Source organism: Brevundimonas sp. S1H14, from assembly GCF_047716865.1.
In the GTDB taxonomy this organism is placed as follows: Bacteria; Pseudomonadota; Alphaproteobacteria; order Caulobacterales; family Caulobacteraceae; genus Brevundimonas; species Brevundimonas naejangsanensis.
In genome coordinates, this window is record NZ_CP136679.1 from 944107 (window position 1) to 959329 (window position 15223).

Consider the following 15223-nt stretch of genomic DNA (forward strand, 5'->3'; position numbering starts at 1 on the left):
CCGGCCCCTAGTGCGGCGATCTCCCGGCGACATGCAATCGAATTGCTGCGACGCAAAGGTTGTGTCGTATCGCGGCGACACCTAACGACCTATCGGTCGGACGCGTCGCTGAAGACTGGACGCACGATAGTTCAAATGGATATTCAGGTTTTGTGACCATAGTTTCGGCGATCGATAAATTGACGCCGCGCGAACGGGAAATTCTTCTGCTCGTGGCGGAGCGTCTGGGCGACAAGGAAATCGCCCAGCAACTGAACCTGTCGCCGCGCACCGTTCAGAACCATCTGCATCGCGCCTATGAAAAGCTGGGCGTTTCCGACCGCCAGCAGGCGGCTCGCCTGCTGAGTAATTCCTACTCAGGGCAATCGTCGCCCCTGTCGCCCGCGCCGCTTCTGCCGTCAGAACAGGGCGTCCTTGCAGGTTCTGGCCGTGTCGAGGACGGGAAGACTCCCTGGCCGGTTCCCTTCTACGGAGGTTACCTGCGCCTGGGGCGCTGGCGTCGGCCACGCAGAATCGGCGGCTCTGTCCTGCTGTTGATCCTGGGCGGCGCGCTGGCGTGGATTCTGCTCGCAGCCGCTGCGGTCAGTTTGATCCCTCCCGTCCTTGAGATGATCCAAGGCCTGCGCTGACGCTTCGGGATGGCGGAGATGCGCATGATCAAAGGGAATTAAGCGCCTGACGACCGTCGGGCCGAGCGGAGACGTTGATGAGTCCCTTGCAACTCGCACTGCAGTTCGCATTGCTGGCGTTCAGTCTGATAGGCCTTTCCCTGCTTCTCTGGCGAGGAAGGACCTGGGACCGCGCGGCGGCGGGAGTCGTGCTGATGGCTCTGACACTATCATATGCCATTGATAATACTGGCCAAGATGGCTTTGAGTTCGGCGTGATCCTGATCGATGCAGCGGCCTTTATCGCCCTGTGGCTGATCGCCGAACGGGCGGGGCGTTGGTGGATCGTGATGACCGCTGCGCTGCATCTGGTGTCGAGCCTGGTCTACGTCGCGCCGTTCCTGACCTCGACCAGTCTGGCCTGGGCCGCGATGACGCTGATTTGGGTCCTCTGGCTCCTGACATCACTGACATTTTTCTTCGGCGTCTGGGAAATCGAAGCCGCCCGACGCTTCGCCTTTGGGGGGCGATATGGCTCAACACTGGACGATGGAGGCGGCCCGCGCGCTGCTCCGTCAATGGAATGACAAGCGGTTGGAAGCGTCCGTTCGAGCGGCGGGGCTGATGGCTGAACTGGGCGCGCTTGAGGTCTGGCTGCTGGAGCAGCGGCCCGAGACCCTGGCTGAGGCGGAGCGTCTTCTGGACCTGATCACATCGCATGAAAGCGGCGGCGGGCGTGGGCTGGAGCAGCTGTGCCGCATCGGCGGCGGAGTTCGTAACGACGTCGACGCCCATCGCAGCCGGGTGGAGCACAGCTTCGCTCCGCGCGCCTCGGGACCGCTGGCGGGGCGAGCCTGAAAGTCATCATTTGATGATCGTCGGCCAGGGTTTCGTCCCGCCGACCGGACTGTTACAGCCGTTGCCAGTCCGCGACGAGGCCTTGCGCCGTCGCTCCGCAAAGCGGTTTTTCCTCCCATGATTTCTGCTGTTCGCGCCGCGTCTCTCGCGTCCGCCTCCCTGTCCGTGCTCGCTTTCGCCGCGCCTGTTCTGGCGGATGCGCCCGCTGACGCCGGACCGACCCAGGTGTCCGAGATCGTGGTGACGGCCGAGCGCCGCGAAGCGCCGCTGGCGGCCACGCCCCTGTCGCTGACGGTGGCCGCCCAGCCCCTGCTGGACGGCGTCGGCGTGCGCGACATCAAGGATCTGCAGATCCTGGCGCCGGGCCTGATCGTGGCCTCGACGTCGAACCAGACCTTCACCACCGCCCGCATCCGCGGCGTCGGCACGGTGGGCGACAATCCGGGCGTGGAAAGCTCGGTCGGCGTCATGATCGACGGCGTCTATCGCCCGCGCAACGGCGCGGCCCTGGGCGATCTGGGCGAGGTGGAACGCATCGAGGTGCTGAAGGGCCCGCAGGCGACCCTGTTCGGCAAGAACACCTCGGCGGGCGTCATCAACGTGGTCACCGCCGCCCCTTCGTTCGACGCGCGCATGGCGGGCGAGGCGACGTTCGGCGACTATGGGACGCATGGCGGCTCGGTCTCCCTGACGGGCCCGATCGTGGACGAGGTTCTGGCCGGGCGGCTGTATGTCGCCGCGCGTCGCCGAGACGGCCTCTATGACGTGAAGACGGGAGCCAAGAAAACGGGGGAGGGCCCGCGCACCTCGACCGACGATCAGACCGAACATTATGACACCGTGCGCGGTCAGTTGCTGTGGCGCGCCACGCCGGACCTGACGGCTCGCCTGACCGCCGACTGGACCGAGCGGGACGAGCGCTGCTGCGTCGGCGTGCAACTGGTCACGGGCGAGACGGCGCCATTGCTGGCGACCTTCGCGTCCGACGGCGGCGTGGCGACGACGCCGAAGCCGTGGGATCGCGTGGCTTATTCGAACCGCGACACCAACACCCGCATCCGCGACAAGGGGCTGGCGCTGCACCTGAACGCCGATCTGGGCTGGGCGACGCTGGAAAGCACCTCGGCGGTGCGTGACTGGCGCGGCGTCATCAGTCAGGACTGGGACTTCACCTCGGCCGATCTGGCCTATCGCCCGGACGACGGCAGCTGGTCGAACCGCTTCCGCACCCTGACGCAGGAGTTCCGCCTGTCGGGTCAGAACGGAAAGCTGGATTGGTCGGCGGGGGCCTTCTTCGCCGATGAGAGGCTGACTCGCCGCGACAGCCTGCTCTACGGCGCCGATTACGAAGGCTACGTCAGCCGTCTGCTGTCGCGCTCGGCGTTGAACCCGCTGGGCGACCCGAACTACGTCTCGACCCTGACCGGCCTGCCTGTCGGCCAAAACTTCGTCGAAGGCGAGGGCCAACTGGATCGCTATTGGCAGACGGCCCGCAGCGCGGCGCTGTTCGGCCAGATCTCCTACGCCGTGACCGACCGCCTGACCCTGACCGGGGGCCTGCGCCGCACCCATGAGACCAAGGAGATGACGGCCGCCTATCACAACACCGACGGCGGGCGGGCCTGCGCGGCGGCGCTGGCCAATGGCGTGAGCAACGCCACCTTGTGCCTGCCGTGGTCTAATCCGGCGTTCAACGGTCTGAGCCAGTCCGAGACGGTCAAGGACGAGGCCTGGACCGGCATGGCCCGCGCCGAGTTCAAGGCGGCGGAGGGGACGCGCCTCTACGCATCATGGTCGCGAGGGCGCAAGAACGGCGGCTTCAACCTGGACCGGGGGCAGACCAATCTGGTCCCCGACGCTTCGCGCGCCTTCCCGGCGGAAAGCGCCGACGCCTCCGAGGCGGGGGTGAAGAGCGTGATGCTGGATCGGCGCCTGCTGGTCTCAGCCGCCGCCTTCCGCCAGACCTATGACGACTTCCAGCTGAACACCTTCCTGGGCACGACCTTCCTGGTCCGTTCCATCCCCGAGGTGCGGGCCAAGGGCGTCGAGGCGGACTTCATGTTCCTGCCGTTCGAGGGCCTGTCGCTGCAGGGCGGCCTGACCTACGCCCAGACGGAATACGGACACGACGCCGTGCCGGGCCTGCCGCTGCTGGCGGGCAAGCGGATGAACTTCGCCCCCCAGTGGAGCGGATCGCTGGCCGGAACCTATGAGCGGCCGGTGGCGGCGGGGTTGACTGGTCGGGTGACGCTGGCGGCCAAATATTCGTCGGAATACAACACCGGCTCGGACCTGGACCCGGCCAAGAGCCAACCGGGCTTCTGGCTGGTCGACGGCCGCGTCGCCCTGGCCCGCGATGATGCGTGGAGCGTCGAGTTGTGGGGCCGCAACCTGTTTGATCAGGACTATCGCCAGGTGGCCTTCGGCGCGCCGTTCCAGACGGGCACGCTGGGCGCATTCCTGGGCGCGCCGCGCACGGTGGGCGTGACCCTGCGGCTCATGCGCTGAGGCCATGAAAAAAGGACGCCGGCGATGCTGGCGTCCTTTTTTAAATTCACGGTCGCGACAGATCAGTTCTTGTCGCGGTCTACAGCCTTGGCCGCGCGCTCGGCCTGGCCGCGCCAGCCATAGCCTTCGCCATGTTTGCCGACGCTGATGAAGGTCGCTTCCTCGGCCTTGTGGAAATATTGCTCGGACACCATCCAGCCCTTGAAGGGACGCAGCACCGACAGGCACATGGCCGCCAGCACCGGGAAGGTCACCAGAAAGTGGACCCAGACCGGCGGATGAACGGTGAACTCGAAGATCATGAAGGCGATCATGCCGACGACGCCGACGGCGCACATGACGAAGAAGGCCGGGCCGTCCGCCGGATCCGCGAAGCTGTAGTCCAGCCCGCATTCGGGGCAGGACTCGCGCAGGCTCAGATAGCCTTTGAACACGGGGCCCTGGCCGCAGCGGGGGCAGCGGGCGCGGATGCCGGTCTTCACCGGGCTGATCGGAGGATAGGCGGGGTCGGACACTAAAACTGTTCCTGCGGCGAACGATGTCCATGATGTCGGCCGTTCGCCATGGGGAAGCAAGCGGGTGTTTTGTCCTATGGGCCGACAGACCCTCGGGTCCGGCCCCGTTAACGACGATTAAAGCCCTTCGCGCGAGCATGCGCGCGTTATGTCCGGGGCCCCCGCCAAGAAGCGCGTTCTGCAGACGACCGTGGCGGCCGCCGCGGCGGGCGTCGTCGTCTTCGCGCCTCTGGCTCCGGCGCCGTCGCTGGCCCAGGCGGGCGCTCCAGTCGAGATCCGCATCGGGGCCAATGCGGGCTTCACGAGGATCGAGTTCGCCGGGGTCGTCGGAGCGCGTGCGCGAGTTCGCCAGGACGGCCGCACGGTCGTGGTCCGCATCGGCACGACCGCCGCCCCTGACGTCAGCCGTCTGCGCGTCGATCCGCCCAAGGGGCTGGAGAAGATCGAGACCCGCGCGGCTCAGGGCGCGACCGAACTGGTCCTGACCCTTGCTGAGGGGGCGGGCGCGACCAGCGGGTCCGCCGACGGCGCGGTCTGGCTGAACCTCTATGCGCCGGGAAAGGACGGCGACGGCCTGCGCCGCTCGCCCGTGCCGATCGGCGGAGCGGTGCCGGTGGCGGCCGAGGCCAAGGGCCAGCAGACCATCATGCGCTTCGACTGGAGCGGTCCGGTCGGCGCGGCTGTCTTCCGGCGCGGCGAGGCGGTCTGGGCCGTGTTCGATCACGCCGCCCGCATGCAGATGAAGGGCGAGGGCCTGAACGGCGCCCGCTGGGCCGCCGGGCCTGACTTCACCGCCGTGCGCATTCCGGTCGAGCCGGGTCAGGCCGTGGCCGCCCGCGCCGAGGGTTCGACCTGGGTGGTGACCATCGGCGGAACCGCCCCTGCTCCCAGCGGCGTGGACATCGAGCGCGACGACGCGGTCAAGGCGTCACTGACCGCGCGCATGGCCGGGGCGACCCGCACCGTCTGGCTGACCGATCCGATGATCGGTGACCGCTTCGCCGCCGTCACCGCCCTGGCGCCGGGCAAGGGGCTGAAAGTCGGGCGGCGTACGGTGGACGCAGGCTTCCTGCCGACCGCCCACGGCCTGGCGGTCGAGACGCCGACCGACGACCTGAGCGTCACCGCCGACGGCGATCTGGTCACGGTGACGCGGCCGCGCGGCCTGACGCTGTCGTCGCCTACTGCGGGGCTGGAACAGGCGACTGAGGGCGCCGACGCCCCGCGCGCCGCGTCACGCCCGGCCCTGATCCCGGCCGACTGGTCCGCCGATGCGGGCGAGGGGGGCTTCATCGCCCGCCATCGCGCCCTGCAGGACGCCGCCGAGCGCGAGAGCGGCCGCGCCGCCGAAGACCCGCGCGCGCCCATCGAGTCGCGGCTGGCCTACGCCCGCTTTCTGGTGGGGCATGGTCTGGGGTTCGAGGCGGTTGGGGTGCTGAACGCCCTGATCAAGCAGACACCCGCCATGCAGGGCGTGGCCGAGGTGCGCGGCCTGCGCGGCGCCGCCCGCGCCTCGATTGGCCGCTTTAACGAGGCGGAGGCTGACTTCTCCTCCGGCGCGCTGGCGGGCGATCCCTCGACCAAGGTGTGGCAGGGCTATGTGGCCGCCCAGCAGGGCGATTGGGCCAATGCGCGGCGGCTGTTCGCGGCCGGCGCAGGCGTGGTCGACGGCTTCGCCCCCGAATGGCGCGCCCGCTTCGGCGCCGCCCATGCGATGGCGGCGGTCGAGACCGGCGACGCTGACGCCGCGCTCGAGCTGCTGGCCTATGTCTTCAGCCAGCCGAACGTCTCGGCGCCCGACCAACTGACTGCCCGTCTGGTGCAGGCGCGCCTGTTCGAACTGGATGAGAAGCCCGAGCGCGCTCTGGCGGTCTATAAGGCGGTGGCGCGCGCCCCGCTGGACGGCATCGCCACGCCCGCGCGTCTGGGCGTCATCAAGCTTGAGATGGCCAAGGGGGCGCTGAAGGCCGACGCCGCCGCCGCCCAGCTGGAGGCGCTGAAATGGCGCTGGCGCGGGGATGCGACCGAGCTGGCGGTGATCCGCACCCTGGGCGAGCTTTACCTGTCTCAGGGCCGTTATCGCGAGGCCCTGACCACGCTGAAGACGGCGGGGTCGAAGATCGTCACCCTGCCGGGCGGCGACCGGCTTCAGGCCGATCTCGACAACGCCTTCCGCGCCCTGTTCCTGGAAGGCGCGGCCGATGGCCTGCAGCCGGTGCAGGCGCTGGCCCTGTTCTTCGATTTCCGCGAACTGACGCCCGTCGGCGCTGACGGCGACGAGATGGTGCGGCGGCTGGCGCGACGCCTGATCGACGTCGATCTGTTGGATCAGGCGGCGGAACTGCTGAAATATCAGGCCGAGAACCGGCTGGACGGGGTGGCGAAGGCTCAGGTTTCGACCAATCTGGCCGCTGTCTATCTGATGAACCGCCAGCCGGAAGAGGCGCTGAAGGCCCTGTGGTCGTCGCGCACGACACTGTTGCCCGCCGCCATGAACCTTGAGCGCCGGGCGCTGGAGGCTCGCGCCCTGATGGAGCTGGGCCGTTATGAGCATGCGCTGGAGGTGCTGGGCAAGGACGCCTCGCCCGCCGCGCGCGACGTGCGCGCCGACATCCTGTGGAAGCAGCAGCAGTGGGGGGCGGCCGCCGCCCTCTACGACCAGCGCCTGGGCGACCGCTGGAAGGAGACGGCCGTGCCGCTCAGCGAGGTTGAGGAGACGCGCCTGATCCGCGCCGGGGCGGGATATTCGCTGGCGCGGGACGCCGGGGCGCTGACCCGTCTGTCGAAGAACTACGCTGGTTTCGCCGAGGGCGCGCGCTCGCCGGGCGCGATCCGGGTGGCGCTGGCGGGGCTGGACGGCGGCGACTCGGGCCGCCCGCAGGACTTCGCCGCCCTCAGCGCCGGGGCCGACGCCTACGCCGGCTGGATCGCTCAGACCAAGGCCGAGTTCAGGGCGAAGACGGGCGCCAATTGAAAAACCCTCTCCCGGCGGGAGAGGGCTTGAGCTTCGGAGAGCCGTAGGCGATCCGCTAAGCGAAAGGGTGAGGGGCTAAGGTTTTCGTTCAGACTCGGAGCGGCGGCTTGCGCCGACTTATGCCGAGAACCCTCACCCTTTCGCCTTCACCAATCGCTGCGCTCTTGGAGGCTCAAGCCCTCTCCCACCGGGAGAGGGAGCCAGAGCGCGTCCGCTCCCCGCGAGGAGGACCGGACGCGCCTGAAAGGCTTAGCCGTTGACGGCGTCCTTCAGCGGCTTGGACACGCGGAAGCGCACGGCCTTCGAGGCCGGGATCTTGATCGTCGCGCCCGTGGCCGGGTTGCGGCCTTCGCGCTCAGCGCGCTCGGCGGTGTCGAACACGCCCAGGTTGGAGATGCGGACGTCGTCGCCCGACTTCAGAGCCTTGTGGATGTTCTCGACAATGGCGGTCAGCACCTTGCCGGCGTCAGCTTGCGAAACGCCCGCGTCCTTGGCGACAGCGGCGATCAGTTCAGCTTGAGTGGTCATGAGGGTATTTTCCCAATGGTGGTCGCCCGGAAGAAAGCGCCGGGCGAGGACCGGGGGATCAACGACGGTTTTTATGAACTTGGCAAGCCCGCATTGGCGTCAAGACCTTGCAGGCTGGGGATTTATCCGGTTCCGGAGGCTCTCTGGAAGCTCTCGACCAGGCTGCCTGCGACCAGTCTCCACCCGTCCACCAGCACGAAAAAGATCAGCTTGAAGGGCAGGCTGACCACCACCGGCGGCAGCATCATCATGCCCATGGACATCAGCACGCTGGCGACCACCAGATCGATCACAAGGAACGGAACAAAAAGAAGAAATCCGATGGTGAAGGCGGTCTTCAGTTCGCTGATCATGAAGGCCGGGGTGACGACCCGCAGGGGCAGGTCCTGCGCGTTCGCCGTGGCCGTGACGCCCGACAGTCGGGTGAACAGGGCCAGGTCGTCGGGCTTCACCTGGGACAGCATGAAGGTTTTTACCGGTTCGGACGCCGCATCGAAGGCCTGAGGCAGTTCCATCTGCTGATCCATCAGCGGACGGACCCCCGAATCATAGGCGTCCTGCCAGGTGGGAGCCATGACGATGGCGCTCAGGAACAGGGCCAGGGACACCAGGACGGCGTTCGGCGGCGACTGCTGCATCCCCAGCGCCGTGCGCAGCAGCGACAGCACCACGACGATCCGCACGAAGCTGGTGGTCATGATGACGATGGACGGGGCCAGCGACAGCACCGTCATCAGCCCGACGAGTTGCACCACGCGCTGCGTCAGGCCCGCGCCGGTCCCCAGGTCGATGTTGATGGCCGATCCGCTTTGCGCCGCCTCCTGCGCCAGGGCGCCCAGCGGCCAGATCAGGCACAGGGCGGTGGTGATCAGCGACAACAGAGCCGCGCGTTTGAGTTCGGCGCGGGTCGGCATGGCGAAGACAGCGGGGCGTTTCACTTCACGCCTCCCGGTTGGCGCGGCTCGATCAGTTCGCGACCCTCGCCCAGCAGGATCAGCCGTTCTTCGTCATCGACGCGGATCAGAACCAGACGGCGCGACGGGTCCAGCACCAGGGTCTCGACGACCTTCATCCGCCGCACCTGTCCCTGCTGGCCCTGAAACCGAGCCAGGATTTCCGGCGCATAGCGGCGCGCCGCCCAGGCGGCTAGGCCGATGATGCCCAGGGTGATGGCCAGGCCGAAGATCGCCCGGAACAGATCAAGGAAGTTCATACGTCGGCAGGCCCCGGCGACGCGGACCGCCGCGACGCTTCGGGACCATGTTTCAACGGACGTGGTTAACGGCGCGTTTAGGGATACGGGATATTAACCATGCAGGCGGCAAATTCTGCCGATCCGTTCGTCCGAGGGATTCGCATGTCCGTCACCGACCTGCCGCTGCTCAATCAGATCAAGGGCCGTCTGGCCTGGCTGGACGACCGTCAGCGGGTGATCGCCGAGAACGTCGCCAACTCCAATACCGCCGGATACATCGCGCGCGACCTGAAGACGCCCGCCGACTTCGCCGCAGCCGTGAAAAAGAACGCCGGGCTGCGCATGACGGCTACCAATGCCCATCACGTCTCCCCGCCCGCGCGGGCGCCGCGCTTCGAGGGGATGGAGTCGCCCGATTCCGAGACTACCCTGGACGGCAATTCGGTCGTGGTCGAAGAGCAGATGCTCAAGATGGCCGAGAGCCGCATGGCCTATGACGCCGCCATCGGCTTCTACCAGAAGTCCATGCAGATGATCCGCCTGGCGGCCAAGAAGCCTGCGGCCTGAGGGGGAGTGAAGCATGCCTGACCCGATCAACAACCGCCCCGTCACGCCGCGCAACACGGCCATGGCGGTCGCGTCGACCGCGCTGAAGGCGCAGCAGTCGCGGATGCGGATCATCGCCGAGAACATCGCCAACGCAGAGTCTACGGCCAACGTCGCGGGCGGCCAGCCGTATCGGCGCCAGATGCCGGTGTTTCAGAGCCGCGACGTGGACGGCGCGACCGGCGTCGCCCTGGCCGAGGTTCGGCCGGATCAGCGTGACTTCCGCATGGACTACGACCCGTCGCACCCGGCGGCGAACGCGGAAGGCTATGTCATGCGGCCCAACGTCGACACCCTGATCGAGGCGATGGACATGCGGGAGGCGCAACGCGCCTATGAGGCCAATCTGAACGTCATCGAGACGGCGCGGAACATGGATACGCGCACCCTCGACATCATCAAGAAATAAGAGGGGCTAAGGCATGAATCCCATCATGGCCGCCCGCGCCTACGCCGCCGTTCAGGGCGGCGGCGGCGTCAACGTCGCCTCTACCGCCAACGCCGCGCCGTCGATGCGCCTGAATCAGGCCGGGGGCTTCGCCGACCTGTTGCAGAACGTCATGACCCAGACGACCGAGGCGACCCGCACGGCCGAGGTCCAGATGGCGCAGTCGGTTCAGGGGCAGGGCAATCTGATCGACGTCGTCACGGCCATTTCTTCGGCCGAGGCTTCGCTGGAGACGGTGATGGCCGTGCGCGATCAGGTCATCTCGGCCTATCAGGAAATCATGCGGATGCCGATCTAGGCTGCCTTTGCCCCTCAATGAGGCTGGCGCGCGCAGGGATCGAACCGGGCCGCCGCACGCTTTCTTTCAGATCAGGAAAGGAAGCGTGATGCTCAAAGACAAGAACTCCTCGGCCATCGTGGCGGTAAAGGATCTTCAGCGGGCGAAGACCTTTTATTCCGATGTGCTGGGACTGAACCTGGCGGACACCGGCATGGATGGCGTGCTGGGTTATCGCACAGGCAATACGTGGCTGACGGTTTATCAATCGGACTATGCCGGCACGAACCGGGCCAACGCCGTGGTCTGGGACGTGGGTGTAGAAGTGGACGATATCGTCGCTGATCTTAAGGCCAAAGGCGTCGCCTTCGAGCGCTATGAGGGCATGGAGCAGGACGGCGACGTCCATGTGGCCGGGCCGCTGCGCCTGGCCTGGTTCAAGGATCCGGACGGCAACATCCTGCACCTGTTCGGCGGCGCCGGGGCAGGTTGAGGCTATCCTTCCAGTGAGACCACCGGCTGGCTGACGGCGGCGCTGCGGCCGCGCGCCTTCAGCCAGGCGCGGATGCGGTTCTGGATCGGCTGGTCGATCAGATAGTGCAGGCCGAAGGCGAAGACGAAAGCCGCCAGCACGCCCAGACCCCACAGGCCCCAGCGCCAGACGTCGCCCAGCGCCAGCTTGCCCGCCAGGGCGTCGGCCAGGCCGAACCAGGCGATGCGCACCACTTCATTCGAGATGAACATGGAGAAGGACACCATCGCCGCCTGCTCGACCAGTTTGGAGGGCTTGCGTCCCGGAACGGCGCCCGCCGCCAGGATGATGATGCTGATGAAGACCAGCGAGATCAGGGCGTGTTTGTCGAAATATTGGACGCCCGCCAGGGCGACGGCGGCCAGCACGCCGGCCCAGCCGGCGACGCGCGGGTTGATCCATACCCCTTGCGCGAACCAGGCCAGCCCCATGCCGAGGATGAACAGGGGCAGGGCGCGCCAGATGCCCAGGTTCAGCGGCATCTGATAGACGGGATATTTCAGGATCGCCCAGCTCAGCTCATTGGCGGCCAGATAGCCGACGACGACCAGGATCAGCGCCGTCCACGGCCCGATCCGGCTGAGGCCGCGCAGCACGAAGGGAAAGGCGACGTAGCAGCCCAGCAGGGCCGAGATCGACCACGTCGGCGCGTTCCAGCCGATGCCGCCGTGCACCCCGAACGACTGCACCAGAGCGACCTGAGCGGGCAACTGATCCCAGGCGAACCACTCGGGATGGTTGGGCGGCATGCCTGCGGCGGTGGCGACGAGCACCAATGCAGCGAGCAGACCCAGGACGATGAGGTGCGCCGGATACACCCTCAGCGCCCGCTTCAGGAAAAAGTCGGCCTTTGACATGCGCCCTGACCCGACCGCCCGACCATAGACGCGCATCAGCACATAGCCGCTGTCGATCAGGAAGAAGTTGGTCAGCAGGAACCCGCCCCGCTCGAACACGGGATGCAGCCCTTCTGCCAGCGGCACGGGCGCCGACATCTGGAAGTGATGGAGGATGATCAGGGCGGCCACGATGAAGCGCAGCGCATCCAGCCACCCGCCGCGCCCGATCGGCGGCGGCTCATTCCGGGACGAAAACACGGCCTGCAGCATGGCGACCCCCCTTGTTCAGAGGGTTTCATGCAGGAAAGAGGCCGTTGGATTGCAAGCCGCTCCCTCCACGTCGCGGGGAGGGAGAATGCGGGCCTAGCCCCGCACCAGCCGCAGGAATTCCTCACGCGTGCGCGGGTCTTCGCGGACGGCGCCCAGCAGGCAGCTGGTGGACAGGCTGGCGCCTGGAACGTCGACGCCGCGCATGGTCATGCAGCTGTGTTCGGCCTCGATGACGACGCCGACGCCGACCGGACGCAGCACGTCCTGGATGGCCTGGGCGATCTCGGACGTCATCTTTTCCTGGATCTGCAGGCGCCGGGCGTAGCCGCGCACCACGCGCGCCAGTTTGGAGATGCCCACGACCCGGTCGGTCGGCAGATAGCCGACGTGCGCCTTGCCCACCACCGGCAGCATGTGGTGTTCGCAGAAGCTGACGAAGCGGATGTCCTTCAGCACGATCAGTTCGTCATAGCCGCCGACCTCTTCGAAGGTCTTTTCCAGATAGTCGCGCGGTTCGACCTCATAGCCCTGAAACAACTCGCGATAGGACTTGGCGACGCGTTTGGGCGTTTCGATCAGACCTTCGCGCGCGGGATTGTCGCCGGCCCAGCGGATCAGGGTGCGGACGGCGGCTTCGGCTTCTTCCTGAGAGACGGGCGGGGTGGGGGCGTGATCGGTCATGAGCGCTTCATAGCGCTGAGGCGTCGTCGAAGGCCAGAGCCGAGCCTGAGCGACTTTTTGTCCAGACGGTTAGCGCGGCGTTAACCATCCTGTCGGCATTTTCTGCCCACTGTCCCGTGTCTGATGTTCGGCGGGGTTTGGGGAACGGCGATGAACGGCGCGGAAGTTCTGGATGTCGGGCGCGACGCCCTGTGGCTGACCATTCAGCTGTGTCTGCCGATCCTGACGGTGGCGCTGGGCGTCGGCGTCTCCATCGGCCTGTTCCAGGCTCTGACGCAGGTTCAGGAACAGAGCCTGGTCTATGCGCCCAAGATCGTGGCCGTCTTCGCCGCCCTGTTGCTGTTTCTGCCGATGATGGGCGCGCTTCTGGGCGGGTTCATGAACGAAATCGCCGCCCGCATCGCGGGAATGTAAGGCGGGGGCAGGCGGGTGGAGCCCTATGCGACGGCGGAGCAGGTCTGGACCGGCGGGCTGATCTTCGCGCGAGTCGGCGCCATCCTGATGCTGCTGCCCGGTTTCGGGGAATCCTATGTGCCGCCGCGAGTGCGCCTGTCGCTGGCGCTGGTGCTGTCGCTGGCCTTGTGGCCCGTCGTGGCCAGCAGTCTGCCGGCCCTGCCCGCCACCCTGGGGGCCACCGTCGGCTGGGTGATGCGCGAGGTCCTGACCGGCCTGGCCATCGGCGCCATCCTGCGCAGTTTCATGACCGCCATGACGACGGCGGGCGAGGTCGTGTCCCTGCAGACCACCCTTGGCTTCTCCCAGACGGCCAATCCGATGCAGGCCCAGCCGGGCACCACCCTGTCGGCCTTTCTGATGCTGCTGGGCGTGACGCTGGTGTTCGCCACCAACACCCATCACCTGTTCATCGGCGGCATGGTCGGGTCCTATGAGGCGATCGCCCCGGCCAAGCCGCTGATCGTGTCGGACTTCACCCAGATGGCGATCCGCACCCTGAGCCAGAGTTTCACGCTAGGGGTGCAACTGGCGGCGCCGGTGCTGGTCTTCGCCCTGATCTTCAACCTGGCTTCGGGGCTGGTCGCGCGCGTCATGCCCAGCTTTCAGGTCTATTTCGCCGCCGCGCCTTTAAGCGTCGTTCTAGGGCTGTCGGTGTTCGCCCTCAGCCTGGGAGTCCTGGGGACCGTCTTCATCGACCGCTATCGCTCGGTGGCGGCCTTCTTCACGGGAGGCGCCGTTGGCTGACGGTCCCGATCCCGAGTCGAAAACAGAAGAAGCCACCCCGCGAAAACTCGAACAGGCGCGCAAGAAGGGCGATGCCGCCAAGTCGCCGGACGTGGCCCAGGCCCTGTCTCTGGCGGGCGCGGCCTGGGTGCTTCTGGCGGGCGGCGGCATGTTCGCCACGCAGATTGCGGAGGGGTTGATGCCCTTCCTGTCGCAGCCGCACGCCATGATCGGCGGGCTGGAGGCAGGCGCCGGCATCGAGATCGGGATGCGCGCCGTCTGGGTGGTGACGCCCTTTCTGGCGGCGGTGTCGTTCGCCGTCATACTGGGCGGCGTTGGGGGCAATCTGGCGCAGTCGGGCCTGATCTTCACGGCCGAGAAGCTGAAACCCAAATGGTCCAAGGTGAACCCGCTGGAGGGGTTCAAACGCATCTACGGCCCCGACGGCGTGGTGCAGTTCCTCAAGACCTTCATCAAGCTGGTCGCCATCGGCGCCGTGTGTTTCTGGGTGCTGAACCCGCATGTACGCGAACTGGAGGAACTGGCCGCCATGAGCCCGGCCTACATCCTGCCGTTCGCACGGGACCTGGCGCTGGCGTTGATGGTGTCGGCCCTTGTGTTCCTGGGACTGACGGCGGGCATGGACTATCTGTGGCAGCGGATGCGCTTCGCCAAGCGGATGCGGATGACCAAGGAAGAGCTGAAGGACGACTTCAAACAGTCCGAAGGCGACCCCCATGTGAAGGCCAAGCTGCGCCAGATCCGCATGCAGCGCGGACGCCAGCGGATGATGCAGGCCGTGCCGGACGCCACCGTCATCATCACCAACCCGACCCACTATTCAGTGGCCCTGCGCTATGAACCGGATCAGGGCGACGGCGCGCCCGTCTGCGTCGCCAAGGGCGTGGACGCCCTGGCCCTGCGCATCCGCGAAGTGGCCAGAGAGCACGAGGTGCCGATCATCGAGAACGTTCCCCTGGCCCGCGCCCTCTATGCGGCGGTCGAGGTCGATGATGTGATCCCTCGCGAACATTTCGAGGCGGCGGCCAAGGTCATCGGCTTCGTTATGCAGCAGAGGAAGCGGCGGTGAGGGGCGAGGGTATCGTCTCTCCCTCCCCTTCATGGGGAGGGTGGCTGAGGCCGTCAGGCCGAAGTCGGGTGGGGGCGTCTTGGCTGGTCAAGCGCGGCATCCAGCATCACCTCGC

General features: G+C 67.0%; 18 protein-coding genes. 12 read left to right on the forward strand and 6 right to left on the reverse strand.

What is annotated here, in order from left to right; all coding sequences use genetic code 11:
• Window positions 1-59 precede the first annotated feature (59 nt).
• From RSD66_RS04575 to RSD66_RS04590, 4 genes are all read left to right on the forward strand, one after another.
• Window positions 60-629, forward strand: coding sequence for a helix-turn-helix domain-containing protein (locus RSD66_RS04575; protein WP_415289178.1), 570 nt, complete (start codon window positions 60-62; stop codon window positions 627-629).
• A 77-nt stretch (window positions 630-706) separates the two neighbouring features.
• Complete coding sequence (locus tag RSD66_RS04580; protein ID WP_346523986.1) at window positions 707-1195, forward strand: hypothetical protein; 489 nt, start codon at window positions 707-709, stop codon at window positions 1193-1195.
• 37 nt (window positions 1196-1232) lie between these two features.
• Entirely contained in the window at window positions 1233-1466 is a 234-nt protein-coding gene (locus tag RSD66_RS04585; protein WP_025978483.1) for a hypothetical protein, read from the forward strand.
• A gap of 117 nt (window positions 1467-1583) precedes the next feature.
• Window positions 1584-3974 carry a TonB-dependent receptor gene (locus RSD66_RS04590; protein ID WP_415289179.1) on the forward strand — a complete coding sequence of 797 codons (2391 nt, stop codon included), beginning with the start codon at window positions 1584-1586 and terminating at the stop codon, window positions 3972-3974.
• A 62-nt stretch (window positions 3975-4036) separates the two neighbouring features.
• Here RSD66_RS04590 and RSD66_RS04595 read toward each other — a convergent pair whose 3' ends face one another.
• The gene (locus tag RSD66_RS04595) at window positions 4037-4489 is read right to left on the reverse strand and encodes a DUF983 domain-containing protein (protein WP_024353565.1); all 453 of its coding nucleotides are present in this window, start codon (window positions 4487-4489) and stop codon (window positions 4037-4039) included.
• Window positions 4490-4637: 148 nt separating this feature from the next.
• On the opposite strand from RSD66_RS04595, the gene RSD66_RS04600 reads away from it, so the two are divergent.
• Window positions 4638-7463 (forward strand): hypothetical protein, encoded by a 2826-nt coding sequence (locus RSD66_RS04600; protein WP_415289180.1) that lies wholly within the window; start codon window positions 4638-4640, stop codon window positions 7461-7463.
• Window positions 7464-7712: 249 nt separating this feature from the next.
• On the opposite strand, the gene RSD66_RS04605 is transcribed toward RSD66_RS04600, so the two are convergent.
• The 3 genes from RSD66_RS04605 to RSD66_RS04615 form a co-directional block, all read right to left on the reverse strand.
• Window positions 7713-7991 carry an HU family DNA-binding protein gene (locus RSD66_RS04605; RefSeq protein WP_003170475.1) on the reverse strand — a complete coding sequence of 93 codons (279 nt, stop codon included), beginning with the start codon at window positions 7989-7991 and terminating at the stop codon, window positions 7713-7715.
• A 122-nt stretch (window positions 7992-8113) separates the two neighbouring features.
• Window positions 8114-8905: a flagellar type III secretion system pore protein FliP gene (gene fliP / locus RSD66_RS04610; RefSeq protein WP_155802435.1), complete on the reverse strand. Its 792-nt coding sequence runs from the start codon at window positions 8903-8905 to the stop codon at window positions 8114-8116.
• A 20-nt stretch (window positions 8906-8925) separates the two neighbouring features.
• Window positions 8926-9204, reverse strand: a complete 279-nt coding sequence (locus RSD66_RS04615; protein WP_024353562.1) for a FliO/MopB family protein — start codon at window positions 9202-9204, stop codon at window positions 8926-8928.
• Window positions 9205-9348: 144 nt separating this feature from the next.
• Here RSD66_RS04615 and RSD66_RS04620 point away from each other — a divergent pair, with 144 nt between their 5' ends.
• From RSD66_RS04620 to RSD66_RS04635, 4 genes are all read left to right on the forward strand, one after another.
• Window positions 9349-9753, forward strand: a complete 405-nt coding sequence (locus tag RSD66_RS04620) for a flagellar basal body protein (RefSeq protein ID WP_415289181.1) — start codon at window positions 9349-9351, stop codon at window positions 9751-9753.
• 13 nt (window positions 9754-9766) lie between these two features.
• A complete protein-coding gene (flgC, locus tag RSD66_RS04625; RefSeq protein WP_415289182.1) occupies window positions 9767-10201 on the forward strand; it encodes a flagellar basal body rod protein FlgC in 435 nt (144 codons plus the stop codon).
• A 13-nt stretch (window positions 10202-10214) separates the two neighbouring features.
• Window positions 10215-10538 carry a flagellar hook-basal body complex protein FliE gene (gene fliE, locus RSD66_RS04630; RefSeq protein WP_119413059.1) on the forward strand — a complete coding sequence of 108 codons (324 nt, stop codon included), beginning with the start codon at window positions 10215-10217 and terminating at the stop codon, window positions 10536-10538.
• Window positions 10539-10626: 88 nt separating this feature from the next.
• Window positions 10627-11010, forward strand: a complete 384-nt coding sequence (locus RSD66_RS04635) for a VOC family protein (protein WP_024353558.1) — start codon at window positions 10627-10629, stop codon at window positions 11008-11010.
• A gap of 2 nt (window positions 11011-11012) precedes the next feature.
• Here the strand turns inward: RSD66_RS04635 and RSD66_RS04640 are convergent, their stop codons facing one another.
• Both RSD66_RS04640 and folE read right to left on the reverse strand, forming a co-directional pair.
• Window positions 11013-12158, reverse strand: coding sequence for an acyltransferase family protein (locus RSD66_RS04640; protein WP_415289183.1), 1146 nt, complete (start codon window positions 12156-12158; stop codon window positions 11013-11015).
• Window positions 12159-12251: 93 nt separating this feature from the next.
• Window positions 12252-12839: a GTP cyclohydrolase I FolE gene (gene folE, locus RSD66_RS04645; RefSeq protein WP_003170484.1), complete on the reverse strand. Its 588-nt coding sequence runs from the start codon at window positions 12837-12839 to the stop codon at window positions 12252-12254.
• A 150-nt stretch (window positions 12840-12989) separates the two neighbouring features.
• On the opposite strand from folE, the gene fliQ reads away from it, so the two are divergent.
• The 3 genes from fliQ to flhB are packed head-to-tail and all read left to right on the forward strand — an operon-like array spanning window position 12990 to window position 15108.
• On the forward strand, window positions 12990-13253 hold the full coding sequence (fliQ, locus tag RSD66_RS04650) for a flagellar biosynthesis protein FliQ (RefSeq protein WP_024353554.1): 264 nt from the start codon (window positions 12990-12992) through the stop codon (window positions 13251-13253).
• 15 nt (window positions 13254-13268) lie between these two features.
• Window positions 13269-14039, forward strand: a complete 771-nt coding sequence (gene fliR, locus RSD66_RS04655) for a flagellar biosynthetic protein FliR (RefSeq protein ID WP_024353553.1) — start codon at window positions 13269-13271, stop codon at window positions 14037-14039.
• The gene (flhB, locus tag RSD66_RS04660; protein WP_119413056.1) at window positions 14032-15108 is read left to right on the forward strand and encodes a flagellar biosynthesis protein FlhB; all 1077 of its coding nucleotides are present in this window, start codon (window positions 14032-14034) and stop codon (window positions 15106-15108) included. The genes fliR and flhB overlap by 8 nt, the downstream gene beginning before the upstream one ends.
• Window positions 15109-15223: the final 115 nt, after the last annotated feature.